This is a genomic window from Paenalcaligenes sp. Me131 (assembly GCF_050487225.1).
Classification (GTDB): domain Bacteria; phylum Pseudomonadota; class Gammaproteobacteria; order Burkholderiales; family Burkholderiaceae_B; genus Paenalcaligenes.
This window is the reverse complement of record NZ_JBKQGY010000002.1, coordinates 96,947-115,549: the sequence shown is the minus strand read 5'-3', so window position 1 is coordinate 115,549 and position 18,603 is coordinate 96,947. Positions and strand designations below refer to the sequence as shown.

General features: G+C 57.5%; 9 protein-coding genes. 2 read left to right on the top strand and 7 right to left on the bottom strand.

Features of this window, described 5'->3' with window-relative positions; genetic code table 11:
• Positions 1 to 3: 3 nt before the first annotated feature.
• From ACLPHM_RS08710 to ACLPHM_RS08680, 7 genes are all read right to left on the bottom strand, one after another.
• On the bottom strand, positions 4 to 4,215 hold the full coding sequence (locus tag ACLPHM_RS08710; protein ID WP_430220856.1) for a DEAD/DEAH box helicase: 4,212 nt from the start codon (positions 4,213 to 4,215) through the stop codon (positions 4 to 6).
• A gap of 88 nt (positions 4,216 to 4,303) precedes the next feature.
• A complete protein-coding gene (locus ACLPHM_RS08705) occupies positions 4,304 to 6,403 on the bottom strand; it encodes a DUF262 and DUF1524 domain-containing protein (RefSeq protein ID WP_126710373.1) in 2,100 nt (699 codons plus the stop codon).
• A gap of 9 nt (positions 6,404 to 6,412) precedes the next feature.
• A complete protein-coding gene (locus ACLPHM_RS08700) occupies positions 6,413 to 9,385 on the bottom strand; it encodes a type I restriction endonuclease subunit R (protein WP_430220855.1) in 2,973 nt (990 codons plus the stop codon).
• Positions 9,386 to 9,393: 8 nt separating this feature from the next.
• A complete protein-coding gene (locus ACLPHM_RS08695; RefSeq protein WP_430220854.1) occupies positions 9,394 to 10,584 on the bottom strand; it encodes a restriction endonuclease subunit S in 1,191 nt (396 codons plus the stop codon).
• Positions 10,577 to 12,094, bottom strand: a complete 1,518-nt coding sequence (locus ACLPHM_RS08690) for a type I restriction-modification system subunit M (protein ID WP_126710376.1) — start codon at positions 12,092 to 12,094, stop codon at positions 10,577 to 10,579. The genes ACLPHM_RS08695 and ACLPHM_RS08690 overlap by 8 nt, the downstream gene beginning before the upstream one ends.
• Complete coding sequence (locus ACLPHM_RS08685) at positions 12,091 to 13,587, bottom strand: type I restriction-modification system subunit M (protein ID WP_430220853.1); 1,497 nt, start codon at positions 13,585 to 13,587, stop codon at positions 12,091 to 12,093. The genes ACLPHM_RS08690 and ACLPHM_RS08685 overlap by 4 nt, the downstream gene beginning before the upstream one ends.
• 13 nt (positions 13,588 to 13,600) lie before the next feature.
• A complete protein-coding gene (locus tag ACLPHM_RS08680; RefSeq protein WP_423119159.1) occupies positions 13,601 to 14,494 on the bottom strand; it encodes a WYL domain-containing protein in 894 nt (297 codons plus the stop codon).
• Between the two features lie 253 nt (positions 14,495 to 14,747).
• Between ACLPHM_RS08680 and ACLPHM_RS08675 the strand changes: the two genes are divergently transcribed.
• Both ACLPHM_RS08675 and ACLPHM_RS08670 read left to right on the top strand, forming a co-directional pair.
• Positions 14,748 to 15,890: a hypothetical protein gene (locus ACLPHM_RS08675; protein WP_430220852.1), complete on the top strand. Its 1,143-nt coding sequence runs from the start codon at positions 14,748 to 14,750 to the stop codon at positions 15,888 to 15,890.
• A gap of 11 nt (positions 15,891 to 15,901) precedes the next feature.
• Positions 15,902 to 18,016 carry an ATP-binding protein gene (locus ACLPHM_RS08670; protein WP_430220851.1) on the top strand — a complete coding sequence of 705 codons (2,115 nt, stop codon included), beginning with the start codon at positions 15,902 to 15,904 and terminating at the stop codon, positions 18,014 to 18,016.
• The last annotated feature ends 587 nt before the right edge of the window (positions 18,017 to 18,603 follow it).

The following is an 18,603-nucleotide window of genomic DNA, read 5'->3' as shown; positions in this document are numbered from 1 at the left end:
CTGCTATTGGTGGTAACGCAGCTTCGCTTGTCTCGACGTTGATCCGAACGAGACTTGATCAACAAGTTCCTGATTACAGAATTCGTCGACGTAGTCTTTGATCGCGTGTGCAGTTTCGATCGCCTTCTTGTCTTGAGGGACATGCCCTGCCAGGGTCATTGGCATGACTACCAGGCACTTGGCCATCGCGCGCGAGATGGCCACGTTTGTCCTCTCTAGCTGCATCAGGAACGCTTCCTCTCCCATGATCACGTCCGCGTCCCCGACACCAAAAGTCACAACGATCGTGTGCCGCTGACCACCCTGGAACTTTTCCACGGTATCAACAGCCGAGTCGATCAAGTTCGGCGGATCAGACGGGAATATTGACCGCAGTTCTCGAACCACCAGGGCACGTTGAGCGCGATGCGGCGTCACGATTCCGATGCACTGCCCCCAGAACTGATCGGGCGTAGGTATCGCATGCGTCACGACACCTCGCCCATCAAGTTCTGCGCTCACTGTCTGCCTCAGGCACCATGTCAAGGCGGCGACGATCTTGGCTTCGAAGGAATTGCTTTGGGACGATAGATCATCGTCATGGAGCAACGTCAGCACCTTCTTCGTGGGGTCAAGAATATCCGGCCACAGAGATGACCAAGGGAAGGCCCCTGGAAAACTTGATGCGGGAGTTGGCACCGCCGCCAAGAGATGAAGTGCCGTCGCGGCGTTTGACGCCTTCAACGTCGATCGGTAGCCGATCGTGCGGGCATAGGCAACAATGTCCTCCGCCGAGCGGTAGTTCTCTTCCAGCGGACATGGAACGATTTGGCTGCCAAACGGACGGTCGAGCAGGTATTTCTGGATGCTGCCCACCAGGTATTCGGAACCCTTGGGTGGTTCAAGCGCCATGATAGGCGGCATCTGAAGATGATCGCCAGCAATGATCAGTCTCGCATCGTCCTTCAAGGTGGCCAGTGGCGAGATTGCGTGTGTGACCTGAACCTGAGAGCTTTCATCGACAATCACGACGTCAAAAATCGGCGCAACATGGCGACCATAGGTCCACTCGGCGAGCTTGTACGCCTGCATCGTCGCCGTGGCGACAATCGTGACAACATCGGTTTTAGCCAGGCTAGCCAGGCAATCCTTTGTTTCTTGATTGTCCTTGTTTAGGTTGAATGATTCGACCCGTAGATGCGAGTTACCTGCCGTGAATGACTTTGGCATTTGCGACGAGGAATATCCAACAAAGACCTCAGCAGGACAGGTTGCATCGTTGTCTAACGCCTCAACAACACGACCAATAATCTCCTCAACAGCCTTGTACGTCGGTCCGGCGACCAGCAATTTCAATGGTTGCCCCCGCCGCACGGCATCATGCACAAGGCCGTGAATACATCCAGCTAGTGTCTGGGTTTTCCCGGTGCCTGGCGGCCCCCAGATGATAGTCAGCCCTTTTTCTGCCGCCTGGGTGACAGCATCTGTCTGACTCTTGTTCAGGTTGTGCTTGGCCTTGGCGTAGGCTGCAACCGAAGAGGCCTGCGTCGCAGCGACGACGGATGTCGCGTGAAGAGCGTCGGCCTCCCAGAGCACGCGGGCAAGAGGAGTAACCGGGTCTGAGCCGGGGCGCGGAGTCCTCGCCCCCATCGCAGTGGCCGCATTGCTATCTGCCACCGCTATCGACGGGTTTCCTACTGCAGTGAGAATCCGCTTGACCGTCTCGTACCACTTGAAGGAGCCCTGGCCTTTGGTGATAAAGATGTCGTTCAGCAGATCAACAGTCGAGTTGGCCAGCAGATACGGTACGAAAGCCGGTTCACGCCAGTTGGTTAGCTTCAGGACAGCCTTTTGCATGCCTCTGTCAAAGGACACGAGCGTTACGGAAAGTACGGACCACAGCGGTGCGAGCAGCGTGTCGTTCTGCCCTGGGTGAAGCGGCGCGCCACCGGCGATCAGATCCCTTCCACGCTGCAAAGGAAGCCCAGGATGACCTTCCTTGCCGAGAGCCAGATAGCCTTCGTTGTCGTCGAGCTTGGCTTCGGTGGACCCAGGAAGCACGTCGAATACGTACTCATTCGAGGTTCCTGTAGGTTGCCCGTTGGTGAGCCGAACCGCTTCGTAACTAGCCTCTAGTGCCTCGGCATCAAGCGCCAGGCGCTGGTGGGACTCCAGCTTTTTAGTGTGATACTGCAATTCCTCCCACCAAACCCAAAGCTTGCTGTCGAACGCGACGTCGCGAGCACCCTGAGGAATAGACAATGTCAGCTTTGGAGCGTTTGCCTTGAGCTGCCCCTTGAAGTCCGTGCGCAGTCTCTCGACGATGCTGTTCAATGCCCGGCACTGTTTCTCCAGCGCATTGCCGAATTCCTGAATGACGGTGTTGCGGGGAACAGTAACGGACCCCCGTTTAATCGTGGTGACGTTGCTCCAAATCTCGTAAATGCGTTCCCGAGGAATGCCGTTGGTGAGGAATTCACGATAGAACGCATCACCCAGCCGAACTGGTCCAGGACCCGAATAGTAGGTTTCGACGGTATCGAACAGGGTGATCACATGAGGTGTAGGGGCAAAAACAACTCGCCGGACAATCTCATCAACGAAAACAACGCAGGGGCTGACTGCGCCATCGGGCTTTTCGATCAGTTCATCGGCAGGGAAAAGCCAGGCCAGCGCCTTGGTCTTGCGATTCGTCAGGCTCAATACCCGTGGCAAATGCCGCCCCATCGCCGCACAAAGCTCTTCAAACTGTCGTTTCTCCCAGAACGCGATTTGTGCAGTTAGCGGGGTTCGTCCGGCAGCGCGAACAAATGTCTCAGCCTGATCAATCAGGTCAGACAGTGTCGACAGGAGCCCCTCCAAAGCCACCCACTCGTCAGCCAGCGCCTTCTGATCCACGACAAAGCATTTCGTCGCAAACTGCCGGGGCGACTGTCCCGTCACATACGCCGTCGCTCTACCAAGTATCGAAAGGCCAGTGAGCAACCCAGCGCTCGGATCGAAGTTGACCGCGATCGCCACATGGAGTTGTGGCGCTGGCGCCAAGCTCGCCAGCACGGCGGCGCTGTCCACCGTCGTGGCCGAAGAAATCAGGGCCTGCGCCCGCGCGGGAATACGGCTTCGTTCCTTTTTGAGATGACTGTGTTGCTGGAAGGCAGGATGTGCGGAGGGGGCGCTTGCCGCACCCGCCGTGTCCTGAATGGCATTAATCTGGAGCGTCTTTCTTGCACCTCGTGTCATACCCGCGATTTGGCTCAAGTGCCCAGTCAGCTTCGCTGCGGGGTAGCAGTAGTGGTTCGGCTGAGCCGCAATTCGCGCTTTGTCCTTCGAATTTGCCCACTTTTCGTGACCCAACCAGTCGCAGGCACTACACCTGCCATCGACATGCCATTCAAGGTTCTGCCACCCGTTGGTTGATGCGTCGCCAACAGCGATGACCCGGAGCAAGTCCTCCCGGAAGAAATGCAGAACGGTGGGCAGATAGAAGCGCAAGTTGGCGTCTTCGCTATCGGCGATCAGAGCACTGAGATACTGAATCGCTGTCGCTGGGGAGGTGCCCGACATCAACGCGTCGAGTTCAGATTGGCCTTGCTTGAATCGGGTCCACAGGTAGCTGCGAATCGTTACGAAATACTCATTCTGCAACCCCTGGTCGGCGATCCAGTTCGCCAGAAAAAGTGCGTAAAGCGCTACTTCGGCGGAGTAGCTCGGATTAGCCTCGCTAGTGTGCTTTACATCAATGATGCTCAATGCACGCCGCGTCTCAGTTGCCGAGTCAATTCGCCGACGACATCCGTCTGGCCCCACCTCCTCGTCATCGGCTGTGGCCTGGCGCACGACGATGATGTCAGGGATGAGCCCGGCGATTGGCGGGACCTGAGTGATCTGTCCGGGTTGCAGACCAATATTCGCCATCACGGCGTTCTGGAAGGAAGAGGGCTCGAACTTCCCTTGCAGAATGATTGACGGCAAGGCTGTTATCTTGCCAAGCAACGACGCGAGCGGTGCCTTGACTGGTTTGTTTGCGCCTCCCTTGTCCGGCTGATAGATGACCAGACTGCCGAACGCCTGAATCAACTGATCGTTGCGCTCATCCTCAAAATCCCGTCCTGCCGTTTGGAGGACACCGATTCCAGGACGTGCCTGCAACGGAACCGGCATGCCATGCGCATCAAGCTCCGAGTCTTCATGCAAAGACAGATAAAGTTCACGATCGCACTTGGTCCGCAGGAACATGGACAAAGTACTCTTGGAGATTCGTTTCTTTGCAGTGCTCGGCATATCAGATCATTTCCAGACAATCAGGCATTTTTAGAATCGGCAATCACTCTGTCACACGCTCGTACGCTTGCCGGACCACGTTGATCGCGGCCGGCACATCGTCTTGCGAGTCCAGGTTGTACAGCACTCCCCCCGTTTCAGTTGCGCCGATGATGAAGGCGAACTCCGTGGCATCCCGGGCTCTGCCTGATGGATCTTCGCAGTCGGCAAAATCGAGATTCAGCAAGAGGCTCAGCCGCTGCTTACGCGGGATGATTTCGACGAAGAAATCAAACACACGGTAGATAACGCTCCGGTCGTTGGGCAGCTCGACTACATCTTCACCAAATGCCTGGATCTGTGGACGTAAAGCCTCCAGTAAATTCTTGGCGATGTCATCCAGTTCCAGGTCCTCGATCCTGTAGTTGGCGGCAAAGGCCTTGTGCTCCTCCAACTCCCGTTGCTTCACGGCCAGCAAATCGACGACCAATGGTCGCCATACGGTCACGGCCTTCTCGGCGAGCAACTTGCCTCGCTGCTCGATGGTCGTGCCATCCCACGCCGATTGTTCGCGAATGAACTTGTTCAAGCGCAGCGGGCTCTCATCGAAACCGCCGGCAATCGTTTTCTTCTCGGAAAATGGACGGTCGCTGTATGTGGAGTTGTATCCGGTCAGCGTCAGATTGCCCAGGCGGTGCAGCCACGTTTCCTGTATTGCTTTCCAGTCGCTACCAAGCATCGTTCGCCATTCCGGACGAAGATCCTCGTTCTGCGGCATAACGTGCTCAATGGAAAAGTTCGATGTATCGATGCGCTCCTTGCTGAAGTTCTCAAGCCGATCCAGCAGATAGAAGCAAGTTCGCATGTCGTAGACATCGCGGGTTTCGAGCGCCTCACGAAACTCAGTATCGCTTGGAAAGCGGCGCTTCTTGCCTTGCCGATACAGCGCCACCTTTAAACTGAGCAGCGGCTGGCTCTCGGTGATCCGATAGGCGAGGCTTGCGAATATTTGTCCGAGGCTGCGGGTTTGCATGTCGCACACTGAACGCCGGAAGACGAAGCTCTCCAGCAACTCGACCGCCTCGACGAACTCTTCGGCACTCAGGGTCTTGGCTCGGTCATAAAAGTCGTAAAGCGTCAGCACGACCGGCGAAGCCACCTCGACCAGGGAGCGCAGGCGGGAAAACGCCTCCTTTAATGCCGGCCGCTTCTCCTGTCCGAGACTGAATGCCGTGTAGTAGGTGCCGAAGCGGCGCAGGTCGCTGAGAATGCCGTCGACATCACGCTTTCCGACAGTACGCGAGAAGTAGCTACGGAACTCGTGATAGATATCGGCCGCCTTCAATGGCGTGCCGGGACGCAGTTGCAGCGTCAGAAAATCCTTCACGAATTTATCAAACTCGGTACGGTAGCGCCGCCCGAAAGCTTGCTCGATCGGCTGCCAGTGTTCTTCGTAGAGCTGGGTCTGGGAGGACTCGTCCAAACGCATCAGTACGAAATTTCGAATCAGATCGGCCTGAGTCAAATCCACCCCAGTAGAGTTCAGGCTTTCAAAGATCATCTGCGGGTCATCTTGGCCGCGCGTCAGGCTCACGTCCACGACCACCAGCTTCTTGATGCCGTTGTAGACGGTCTGCACATCTGCCTGGGCGACCAAATCACGCAGGAACAGGAAGTTCTCCTTCACCCGTTCCGAGGCGGCCTCTGGCAACGTCTTTCCATCCAGAAGCGCAATCAGCGTTTCGTGATCTGCCCGGCGCAGATGCAGCTTGTGCCGCCGCTCCCCTTTGCCGTGCCGGTTGCGCAGGTAATAGTCGTCCAGCTCATCGGGCGTCGCTTCCTCCTCTCCCTGGCCTGAATTTCCAGGAAGTTGTGCCAGCCGGTCACGAAGCGCGATCAACAAAAGCGTCAGCGTTGTCAGGCGTTGTTGGCCGTCGATCAACAACCAACGAGTGATGGTGGCTGTGTTGTCCTCGGCCGCGACATAGACCACTGAGCCAAGGAAGTGCCCCTTCACATTTGGGTCGCTACCGACGCGAATCACATCCTTCCACAGTTGCTGGCAGTGCTTCGTGCCCCAGCTGTAGTCGCGCTGAAAGATCGGCACGATGAATTGCTTCGCGCCCTGCAGCAGATTGGTAACCAGCGTGTCTTCTGCTTTCATGCTCGGGCCTCAGTAATACTGCCGGATGTAGCTGTACGCTTTCTCGAACAGCTCTTCATCGGCATGCAGCTTGTACTTGAACAAGGATTTCCGAAGCGCCTTCTTGATCTCACGCTCGCCAGCAAGGGTGTCCTGCCAACCGGGGAAGCGCACCAAGCGCACGATCTCGTCGATGTCGGCCACCACGCGCTCGACGATGATCGGCGTTTCGGCGGTCTTAACTTCATTGAACAGCTCGGTGAGCGCCGCCTTGCCTCGGTCCTCGTCCTCCTCCGGCGGCGTTTCCTTCTCCGCCTGCAGTACTTCCTTGGCCAGTTGCAGCAGTTGCTTCAGGAACTCGACGCTGTTGAGCACGCCGGACTCGAAGCGGTCGCGCAGGGCGTCCAGACGCTCCGAGAGCGCCTTGAACTTTGGATTTCCGAGGTGTTTGCGTAGGCGCCGGGCCACCTTGATCTCGATTTCCTTGGCCTTTTTAGGATCGGGGTTGGAGAGCACGGCCTCCAGCAGATCGGCGTCCAGCACCAAGGTGTCGAGGTCATCCCGCACCGCGTCGACATGCACGTTCTGGTGGATCAGCTCGATGGTCTTGGCACCCAGCGAATGCCAGATCAGCTTGCCGTGGCCGCTGGAGGGCTGCACCGACTGGTACACCTGCGACAACCACTTGTAGTCTTTCTCGTACTCACCGAGGATCGGATCTGGCGAGATGGCCTCCCATAGCTTGTTGAGCAGGCTGTATTCGACCGCGAAGTTGTCGCGCACCTCGTTGTTGGGCAGGCACTGCTGGGCGGCGATCAGCCCCTCGTAACCCTCGACCGTGCGGTCCACCCCGACGAAGAACGCCAGGCATTTCTGCATTGCCTCCGGCAGCCGATCCTTGAGTTCCTGGATATTCGACACCACCGCCGTAACACTCTTGTCGTCGAACTCCAGTGCCTTGGCCACGTCGTCGAAGATGCCGAGGTAATCCACGATCAGGCCATGGGTCTTCTGCTCGGAGTAGGTGCGGTTCACCCGGCAGATGGCCTGGAGCAGCGTGTGGTCGCGCAGCGGCTTGTCCAGATACATCGCCTGCAGGATGGGTGCGTCGAAGCCGGTCAACAGCTTCGAGGTGACGATGATCAGTTTGAGCGGGTCGTTGGGGTCGCGGAAGCGGTCGAGCAGCCGCTCCTCTTCATCCCGCGTGCGCGCATAGGCCCTGTACTGCGGCTCGTTGGCGTTCACCGTCATCACGATGTCGGAGGCCTCCGGCGGCAGCAGCTTGTCCAGCTCCTGCTTGTAGAGCAGGCAGGATTCGCGGTCGAAGGTGACGATCTGGCCCTTGAAGCCGTTCGGCTCTACCTTGCTCTGGAAGTGCTGGACGATGTCCTCGCACACGCGTCGGATACGCTCTGGCGTCTTCACCAGCACGGCCATCTTGGCGGCGGTCTTGCCAAGGTTGTCGCGGTCGAGGTCGGAGAGACCGCCGGTCATCTCCTTGAAGGCGGCGTCGATGGCCGCCTTGTCAATATGCAACTCCAGCAGGCGCGGCTCGAAGTGCAGCTTTAGGGTCGCGCCGTCACGGATGGACTCCTCGAAGCCATAGCGGCTCAGGTAACCCTTGTCATCCTCCTCCGCGCCGAAGGCGTAGAAGGTGTTGCGATCGAAACGATTGATCGGCGTGCCGGTCAGGCCGAACAAGAAAGCATTCGGTAGCGCATCACGCATCTTGCGGCCGAGGTCGCCTTCCTGGGTACGGTGCGCCTCGTCCACCAGCGCGATGATGTTGCCGCGATCGTTCAGCACGCCATCAGCTTCGCCAAACTTGAAGATCGTCGTGATGATGATCTTGCGCACGTCCTGCGCCAGCAGTTGGCGCAGCTTGTCGCGGGAATCGGCCTTCTCAAGGTTGGGGATATCGGCCCCGGTGAAGGTGCCAGTGATCTGAGTATCGAGATCGACACGGTCGACCACAATCAGCACCGTGGGATTCTTCAAGCGCGGATGCAGGCGCAGTTTCTGCGCCGCGAACACCATCAGCAGCGACTTGCCTGACCCCTGGAAATGCCAGATCAGGCCCTTCTTCGGATAGCCGGCCAGCACCCGCTCGACGATCTTGTTGGCCGCCTCGTACTGCTGATAGCGGCAAATGATCTTGATGCGCTGCTTTTTCTTGTTAGTGGCGAACAGGGTGAAGTTGGCCAGGATGTCGAGCACCACATGGGGCCGCAGCATGCTCTCGGCAGCCAGTTTCAAGCCTTTCAGCGGGTGCTTGAGCGCATCGCCGTCGTCTTCAAGGTTCCACGGCCCCCAATCCTTGATGGGCAGGCCGAGCGAGCCGTAGCGATACTCCTTGCCTTCGGTGGCCACTGAGAACACATTACAGACGAACAGCTCCGGCACATGCTTCTCGTAATCGTCATGCACCTGCAAGGCGCCATCCACCCAGCTCACCGCTGAACGTGTCGGTGTCTTGGCCTCGATCAACACGAGAGGCAGGCCATTGACGAGCAGGACCAGATCGGCGCGCCGCTCGGCACTCCCCGCGCGGAAGGTGAACTGCTGGGTGATGACGTACTGGTTCTGGTCGAGGTTGTCGAAATCGACCAAACGAACCGGTACATGCTCATTGTTCTGGCCGAAGGGCATGGAGCGCTCGCTCTTGATCCACGCCATCATCTCTTCGTTGGCACGGATCAGACCATCGGAGCGCACCGAGAGCACAATGGCGCGCAGCTTGTAGAGCACCTCGTCGGCACGGTCGGGCTGGGCGGCAATCTCCGGGTTGAGGCGGATCAGTGCTTCGCGTACCCAGGATTCAACCAGGACGTCCTGGTGCTGACGCGGGATCTCGGCGCTGGCGATGCGGCGCCAGCCGATCCCCTTGCGGCTGCGGCCGTAGGCGGCTTCCGGCTCCCGGACGACATTGACGGAGCTGGACGTTGCCGGGCCGGAGAGCAGGTCGTAGAGGTAGGCTTCGACGGTATTAGCTTCAGTGAACATCTCTCACCTCACTTGAGTGCTTCAGCAAGAAGCTGCTTACGCACAACGGTTAAAGAGCGTGCACGTCGCATAGCATCAAAGACTGCCTTCTCGGTTGCACCTAACTCAAAAAGCACCTGCTCTTGTTCTTGCGGAGGCGCAATCGGCACAGAGAGCTCTCGCTGCGCCTTTATGCCGATATAAGCCCTTGTAGACTGCCGTCCGTACTGATCAAGAAGCTGTTTAAACCCCGGGGATTGAAAAGCAAAATACAGCCAGTCTGATGCAAGCCTCGCCCGATCAATAACACGGTAATATGTAACTTGAGGAGTTAACATCACAAAGTCAGTTGTAAGATTCATCAGCCTGGCAACCTCACCAACCGTCCCCTTGTGACTCAAGAGAACATCTCCAGGCTTCGCGAAGCCGATCCTCAGCGTGCGAGCAAGCGCCTCAGGAATCTTGCTGCAACGCTCGAAGTCGACTTCGCCGCCTCTCAAATCAGAAGCCATTACAAACGGTATTCCCTCAGGAACGTAATCCGATGCCTTGGGGTGTTTTTCTCCATGATTACCGTCCTGCGGTGGTGCGATCAGTCCTAGTTCAACAAGCTCTCCGATTCTTTTCTTCGGAAATGAAGACCACATACGGTTAAGCAAAGATTTAAGTAAGGCTGACCCATGCGCCTCCACAGCAAGACACGACTCAAAATGCTCATCAAAAGCTTTCATCGCGGCGATGACGTTTCTCTGTTCCTCTCGCGGAGGCAATGCGAATTCAAAGCGCGCCAAATCAGAGAAGTTGATGTACGGATTAACCGAACCCTTGGAATTCTTGACTGAGAAGTCGTTAAAAGCATCCGTTTGCATGAGGAACGGAAGGAACTCGGGCAGTAGCTCCTCCGCGTTCTTCGGCTCAATCACAAAGGTGGTGTTGGCGCAGATTCCATCGAAGTCTGCGACAGCCACCTTGCGGAGGTAGGTTCGCCGAGAGCCGTAAAGTACCTGTCCTGGCCGGAAGCGCATGTGAAATGCAGGCCCAAGATAGCCACTGCCGATCTCACCCCAGCGACGGATTCGCAAATCGTCGGTATCCATGTGGTCACCGGCGACGTAGCGCTCCAGTCCTGAAGTTTCTGGCTCAACCCTTTCCTTAACTTGGCGTACCACGTCGCCGAACTTCACCTGGCGCCAGCCTTGTTTTTTTACCTTATCAAGCACGCTCGACCTCCTCGACTTCGAGCCCATCGAGCGTTTCCACCAAAGCATCCATCTGCTGCCAGAAGGCGCGTCCGTCGCTTTGCCACTGCTCCCAGGCCGCTCTCAGGCTGACGGCCTCATTGGTGCCGTTGCCGTTCGCGGAGCCTGACACTCGCCTCACGTAGAAAGGAATCGACAGGTTCGCACCGTTGCTGGCGATCTGGTCCAGCGTCGCCACCGCTGCAAAGCCCTCGATCGGCGCGAAGGCACGGAAGGCTTCCAGAATGCGTTGCTGGTGTTCCGGCTTGAGGAAGCTCTGCGCCCGTTCGCGGGTGACTTCGTTCAGCGCGTCGATGAACAGCACCTTGCCCTTGCGTTCGGCTGGCTTGCGCCTGTTGCAGACCATGACGCAGGACTCCATCGGGGAGTTGTAGAAGAGGTTCGGCCCGAGGCCGATCACAGCTTCTACCCAATCCTGCTCGACCATCTTGGCGCGCATCGCCTGTTCCTCGTTGCGGAACAGCACGCCGTGCGGCCAGAGAATGGCGCAGCGGCCACGGTCTGACAGGCTGGCCAGGATGTGTTGCTGGAAGGCGTAGTCGGCCCGCCCCTGCGGCGGGGTACCGAGGAAGTTGCGCCCCCACTTATCCTGTCCCCAAGCTTCGCGGTCCCACTGCTTGATGGAGTACGGCGGGTTAGCGAGGATCACGTCGAACTTGCGCAGCCGGTCACCTTCGATGTGTTTTGGATCGGCCAGGGTATCGCCCCGGATGATCTGAAAGTCCTCAACGCCGTGCAGGAAGAGGTTCATCCGGGCGATACCGGAGGTGATCAGGTTGCGCTCCTGCCCATAGAGCTTGAGGGTGCGGTACTCACCGCCGCTGCGCTTGACCTCGGCCAGCGCGGAAATGAGCATGCCGCCGGTACCGCAGGTGGGGTCGTAGATCGACTCGCCGGCCTGCGGGGCCAACAACTGCGTCATCAGGTGCACGACCGTGCGGTTGGTGTAGAACTCGGCAGCCGTGTGGCCGGAGTCGTCGGCGAACTTCTTGATCAGAAATTCGTAGGCATTGCCGAGCTCGTCCTCGGGCACGTTGGCGACCGAGAGCGTTTGCGTCGAGAAATGCTCAATCAGGTTCTTGAGCGTTTCATCCGGCAGGCGCTCACGGTTGGTCCAGGGCGCATCGCCGAAAATGCCGGCCAGCATGTCCGGGTTGGCTGACTCGATCTGCCGCAGCGCTGACTGGATCGCCATGCCGACGTTTTTCGGGACCTGGCGCACATCCTTCCAATGCGCGCCATCTGGTATCTGGAAGCGATGGTTTTCGGCAAACTCGGCATAGGAGAGATCGCCGCCTGACTCCTTGAGCGCCGCCTGATATTCCTCGTCCCAGACATCCGAGATGCGTTTGAAGAACAGCAGCGGAAAAATGAACTGCTTGTAGTCGCCGGCATCGATGAGGCCGCGCAGCAGCACGGCGGCGCCCCAGAGATAGGATTCGAGTTCTTGTTGAGTAATGCGGGCACTCATTGCAGCCAGCCTCCTTCCACCATAACCTTGGTCAGCCTGTCTTCCGCTTCCCGGCAGCGAATGAGTGCACTCTTGAAGGACTCGATGGCTTCTGGCAGCGGCGGGATATCCTCCTGCAACGGCGGCAGGACATAGCGTGAGATATTCAGCGTCCAGTCCTCGGCCTTGATTTCATCGAGGCCGACGATGCGTACCGCGTCCTGCACATCCTCGAACTTCTCGAACCAGCCCTGGATATCAAGGGCATGCTCTGGCTCCAGATAGTTCTGTGCGCGACCGCGCCGGAAGAGCCTGGAGGCGTCGGCAATCATCACCTTTTGGCGCCGCTGGGCCGGCTTCTTCTTGCGCAGCACCAGGATGCAGGCGGCGAGGCCTGTGCCATAAAAAAGGTTGGGCGCCAGACCAATGACCGCCTCGACCAAATCCATCTCCAGTAGCTTTTGGCGGATACTGCCCTCGGCCCCTTTGCGGAACAGAGCGCCCTGGGGCAACACCACGGCCATGCGCCCGGCCCCTTCGGCCATCGACTTGACCATGTGCTGCACCCAGGCGAAGTCACCGCTGCTGGACGGGGGCAGCCCGGCGAAGTTGCGTCCGAAGGGATCGTTCATCCATAGGTCTTCGCCCCACTTTTCGAGGGAAAAGGGCGGATTAGCGATCACGCAATCGAAGCTCGCCAGACGGTCACCCTCGAAGAACGCCGGGTTGCGCAGGGTATCGCCGCGCACGATCTGAAAATCCTCGATGCCATGCAGGAACAAGTTCATGCGGGCAATGGACGAGGTGGTGAGGTTTTTTTCCTGCCCGTAGAGTTTTCCCCACAGACGTTTCACATCGCCGTGTTGTTCTTGAACGTGCTGAACGGCTGCCAGCAACATGCCGCCAGTGCCACAAGCGGGGTCATAGATGGTTTCGCCCTCTTTGGGGTCGAGGATTTCGATCATCAGCCGCACGACGCTGCGCGGGGTATAGAACTCGCCAGCCTTTTTGTTGGTGGCATCGGCAAATTTCTTGATCAGGTACTCGTAGGCATCGCCCAGCACATCGGATGCGATGTTTTTGTTGCCGAAGGAGATGCGCGAGAAATGCTCGATCAGATCCTTGAGCAGCGCGTCGGAGAGCCGATCCTTGTTGGTCCATTGGGCGTCGCCGAAGACCCCGTACAGGGTGTCCGGGTTGGCCTTCTCGATTTCGCGCATGGCGCGCTGCAGGGCGTTGCCGACGTTGGTCGCCACGGCGCGGACGTCATTCCAGTGACAGTCGTCAGGGATCTGAAAGCGATGCGACTCTGGGAAGAGGGCCAGTTCGGCATCGCCGGTCTCATCGACGATCTCGGCGTATTCCTCGTCCCAGACATCGCAGATCCGCTTGAAGAACAGGAGCGGAAAGATGTAGGTCTTGAAGTCAGCCGCATCCACCGGGCCGCGCAGGATGTTGGCGGACTCCCAGAGGTGGCCTTCGAGCTGACTGAGATTGATTGGAGCTTCTTGCATCAAGTCGTTCTCTTCATGCTTGGTCCGGCGATCGGTAGCCAGGCGCGAGCACCGCGTTCCTGACGCCGTAAAGGGCCAAGGGGTTCTTTAGCCAGAGCCGGTACTCCGGCCCTCTCAGGCTGTGATCGGGCGAGCTGTCCACACTCCACTTCCGCAGAATGTATCCAGCCGTGGCGGCGCGGAGCTTCATGCGCAGCACGCCATCCCGCATGCCGTAGTCCATCTCCGTAACTTCAGAACGTGGCTGGTCCGGGTGGGGAATGAGTTCCAGCTCAACGATTCGCGTCCATTGGATGTCCTGGTCGCCGCGCTCATGGGCCTGCACTTCTTCATCTCGCAACAAGGCCGGGCGCTTGATCCGGGTGATGACGAAATCCCGGAACTCTTGGGATTTCCGATCGAAGGCTCGGACGTGCCAGCGTAGACCGTTGTCGATCAGCGCAAAGGGAACGATTTGACGCTCAGTCTGGCCGCTTGAGATCGAGTGGTACTCCACCCAAACAGGGCACTCCTGATGGATCGCCCGGGTCACACAGGCCAGCACATCCAGATCGGGATGCGTGAGCCTTGACGGAATTTCACTTGTCACCCACGCCTTGAGCTGGGAGGGCTCTCCGTCTCCGAAGCCTTGCGTCAGCCAGGACAGAACCCGTTCAGGCGGAAAATCGAAGAGCGGCTTGAAGTCCTCTCCAAGGACATAGCACTTGGCCTTGGTGTCGTAATCGATGTTGCCTGGTGCCAGCTCCTTGTAGATCGCCAGGTCACGCGTGGCAGCGGCCGACTGGATTCCAAACCGCGACACCAGGTCCTGGCGGCGGATATCTCCGATGAAGCGCACGCGCAGCTCCACGAAGGCAAGGCGATCGCGCTGCGGCTGAGTAAGGTCGTCAAGCTGTTCGTCAGACATCCTTGGGGCTCATGCGGGTTAACAAATGCTTGTGATGATAGTTGCGGGTAGTATATTGCACGCATTACAATCCGTCTATGCGATTCCCAGAACTCTCATGTCCGCATTGTTATGATTATGACCATGCGGCAGCAGGCGGATCGCTCTCCATAGAAAAGGAGCGAACCCGCATGAGTGAAAACCGTAGGGCCCAGCCAGGGCTCCCCAACAAGGGCTGGCATCACGTTGAAGCTGCGAAAAGCCGGGAGGGAGCATGATTGACCCGGCAAGCCAGGCCCAACTGAAAGAGGCCATCGCTGACTGCATCGGAACCGACCAAGGGGTGCTGGATGCTCTGCGAGAAGAAATCCAGCCGTTGAAGAGTGCCACGCGCCGAATCCAGCCGCGCGCCACGACGTCGATCTCACTGGTTGGCACCGATGGGGGAAACAACCAGCTTCAGTTCGACCCCTTTCTGATTCAGTTGGTCCGAGTCGTCGATAGCAGCAACAACGAGTACTGCCTGGAGGCAGTCTCGCCCACGACACCGGTGCAGAAACTTAACCAGCGCCAGTTCGCTGAGCACGGGACGCCAAAAACGGCACTGGGTGAAATGATGGTTTTCCTGGGAGTAGACAGCCTGCAGGCGCTCTCCCACATGATCCGGCCGACGGATAGTGGCAAGCCGGTTTCTCCCAGCTGGGTTCAGGTTTATCGGGAGCTGGTCGAGTGGGCGATCCTGTTCAAGATCCTCGATAAAGATTACGGCACTGACACGTTGATCATCTGCGACGGCCTTCTGCGAAGCAAGGTGTTCGCCAAAGACCTATTCCAGCGTCTGCTCCAAGGAATGAAGGAGCGTATTGACAAGCAATGGAGCAAGAGCCGGCGGCGTGTTTATCTCGCGGGTGTAGCCAAGCACAGCAAGGTGCTTTCTCGGTATCGCTTGGCCATGGCTCTTGAAGGCGTCCTTCAGACTGATTACCCCGCCTACGTCGAGGTACCCCGCGAAGTGGAGGAAAAGGCATACGTTTGGTCGGAGTTCGCACGAGGCGATGACCGTACTGACGAGGGTGGCGAAATCAACAAGTTTGTCGGCGGCAAGATGTTCCTGGTGAAGTTTGGCTCCCACCGCCGCGATCCCGTGTGGCCAATCGACATCTTTGTTCCACAAGTCAGCGAGTCCCAGGCAATTCTCGGGTCAATGCTTGCGGATGCGATCAACGGTTTTCCAGTTCCCCATTACCCACGCTGCCTGCAAAAGGCGCATGAAAATGCGGCGCTGGTCGATTTCGACTTCGATATTTTGCAGGACTTCATCTACGAGGGTGTGCGTTCGAGTCTCGGCGGCGACGCGGCCACATTGGATGCGTTTCAGCTGCAGGACGCCGATCCTGCGCAGCGTCGGTACGGATAAGGGAGGACAATATGGCAGAAATCCAACTCTTTCCCAGAGAACAGGTCGTCGGGATCTTTCGTGGCTTCCAGCAGGGAGGCATGGAATTTCACGCCGACCTTGTTTTGCCGTACCGAAATGAGTTCCAGAACATCCCGATGCACGGGCAATTCCTCATCGTCCAACTGGAGACACCCGATGAGGCGGTGTTGGGTCGCATTGCCTCCTTTTCCTCTGAGGGCAAGCTGTCGTTCGGCTCCGGCGAGGAGTTCAACATCCGTGCAGTTCGCGAGGAAAGACCTATTCCGGAGGATTTGCGTGAGCAGTATCTCAAGTATCGGATCAACATCCGCGTGCTCGGTGTCCTACGCAAGAACGGCAACGGGCTGACATTCGTTCCCTCCCATCGTCGACTTCCCCATGTTGGCAGCAAGGTTGCCTTTCCAAGCGCCGAGGTGTTGCGCGAGATCGCTGGACACAATCTCGATGGCGCCCCCATAGGCCATCTGGCTTTCGGGGAATACATCTACGCTGCCGGTAACAAATCATTCCAATCGCAGGAATGGATGCAGGTGGTCGACCCAGAGGTACTGGTTCGCTTCCCGATCGAGTCCCTTGTCTCTCGCCGCAGCTTCATCTTTGCTCGAGCGGGCTTCGGTAAATCCAACCTCAACAAGCTGCTTTTCTCGAAACTCTACGAAAACACGCCCTTCGTGACCAAGCGCGCAGGCAAGCAGGTCCCTGTGGGCACGGTCATATTTGACCCGGATGGGGAGTATTTCTGGCCAGACGACAAGGGTCGGCCCGGCCTTTGCGATGTCCCAGCGCTGGAAGACAAGGTCGTCGTTTTCACCGACCGAAAGAATCCAAGCCCTTTCTACCAATCGTTCGTTGCTGGCGGTATCAAGCTTGATATCCGTCGCCTTCGCCCTGGCGATGTGATTTCAATTGCGCTCGGGCCAGAGCGCCAAGAACAGCAAAACGTGCGGAAGCTCAGAGGGCTTCCACAAGATCGTTGGGAGTCGTTGGTCAATCTGATAGACGCCAATGGCAACACCGCGCCGCTCGAAGACGTATGTGGACTGCTCGATCTCGAGCCTCAGCGACAGGAGGCCGAGGCACTGGCAGCCCGGGGCAACATGACGGCGATCGTGAAGATGCTGCATGACAAGAGCAGCCAGCTCATGGACATGCTGGTTCATGCGCTTTCCGAGGGAAAACTGTGCGTTATCGACGTCTCTCAGATGCGCGGAGGCCAGTCCTTGGTGCTCTCTGGCCTGATCCTGCGCCGGATCTTCGATCGGAACCAGCAAGAGTTCACGGCCGCTGACCCCAAGACCATTCCGACAATCGCCGTCGTCGAAGAAGCGCAGTCTGTGTTGAACGAGAACGCACCTGCCGCCGAGCCTTACATTGCCTGGGTGAAGGAAGGCCGTAAATACGACCTGGGGGCATTGCTGATCACACAGCAACCCGGCAGCATTCCAGTTGAGATCCTCAGCCAGGGCGACAACTGGTTCATCTTCCATCTGTTGTCCGCAGCCGACCTTACATCCCTGAAACGAGCCAACGCCCATTTCAGTGATGACCTTTTGAGTTCGCTACTCAATGAGCCGATCCCTGGTCAAGGTGTTTTCTGGAGTTCGGTGGGAGGCAAACCTTATCCGGTCAGCCTCCGTGCGCTGTCGTTCGAGAAGATGTATTCAATGCGGGACCATGACTACAACCAACCCGTAGGGAATACATATGCGCAAACGCTGCGCAGCACTTTCTCTGGAATGAGGCAGAGTGCTGCGGCAGCTCGGGTTCCAGACGCAAACGCTTCAGGCTCGCTCTTTTCCGCTGAGACTGGTTTCGAAGACTCCGAGCCAGTGGACGTCATGGCAACCATAGAGCAGCGAGCGATTGATGCCTTGCTAGGAGATGCCGACATCCGCCAGAAGCTCGAGTCTTCGAATGGCATGCCTTGGTATGGGGTTCAGCAGTTTCTGATTGACCACCTGCCAGAACACTTGGAAGACCGCCGTCAGTTTGCGTACAACCTAGTTTCAAAGGCGATGAACGCGATTTTCGGCTCACAACCCAGGGGATGGGAGACTTTCAAGAGCACGTCCACGGGCAAGACTTGGATTAAGGCTCACAAGTAACCAGCTGCTGACGCTTGAACAATAAACGATGCATAAAAGATTAATTGGTACCTCCACATGGAGGCTAGTTTTTTTGGCGTAACAACCGCCCTGCGGTTTTGCCTCTCATAGAGCATAGTGTGGTAACTTGGGGCCAAGTGCTACACTATCGCCACCATCCTTGCCACACTTTCAACATCTTGTTTCCACAAAGTTGCCACCCTGCTACCACCATCTAACCACACTGTTCACACAGTAAGCCCGCAGCCTGATCTGATCGCACAGACTGTTTTTCCTGGTCACAAAGGTCTTTGCCCAGTTACTCCCCCGCTTGGGCACAAGATAGGCAATAACAGTCGAGGGATTTGGAATGTACGTTGTGCAACTTTGGAATGTACGTAGCCGGAAATAAGCTTTTCGCTGCCTGATCATGTGCCCGAACAACAAAGCATTGGAAAGAACGTTGTGCCTTGTTGGAAATAACGTTGTGCCTTGTTGGAAATAACGTAGTGCCAAATAGGGAGTAACGGGGCATGTGACCAGCAAAAAGATGTTGCGATCAGCGCAGCACCATTTGAAAACTCAACTGCTGGAAACAGCGTATTGTT

Coding starts and splice junctions, on each gene's coding strand:
- ACLPHM_RS08690 (WP_126710376.1), bottom strand. CDS start 12,094: ATGAGTGCCCGCATTACTCAACAAGAACTCGAATCCTATCTCTGGGGC.
- ACLPHM_RS08700 (WP_430220855.1), bottom strand. CDS start 9,385: ATGTTCACTGAAGCTAATACCGTCGAAGCCTACCTCTACGACCTGCTC.
- ACLPHM_RS08675 (WP_430220852.1), top strand. CDS start 14,748: ATGATTGACCCGGCAAGCCAGGCCCAACTGAAAGAGGCCATCGCTGAC.
- ACLPHM_RS08705 (WP_126710373.1), bottom strand. CDS start 6,403: ATGAAAGCAGAAGACACGCTGGTTACCAATCTGCTGCAGGGCGCGAAG.
- ACLPHM_RS08710 (WP_430220856.1), bottom strand. CDS start 4,215: ATGTTCCTGCGGACCAAGTGCGATCGTGAACTTTATCTGTCTTTGCAT.
- ACLPHM_RS08680 (WP_423119159.1), bottom strand. CDS start 14,494: ATGTCTGACGAACAGCTTGACGACCTTACTCAGCCGCAGCGCGATCGC.
- ACLPHM_RS08685 (WP_430220853.1), bottom strand. CDS start 13,587: ATGCAAGAAGCTCCAATCAATCTCAGTCAGCTCGAAGGCCACCTCTGG.
- ACLPHM_RS08670 (WP_430220851.1), top strand. CDS start 15,902: ATGGCAGAAATCCAACTCTTTCCCAGAGAACAGGTCGTCGGGATCTTT.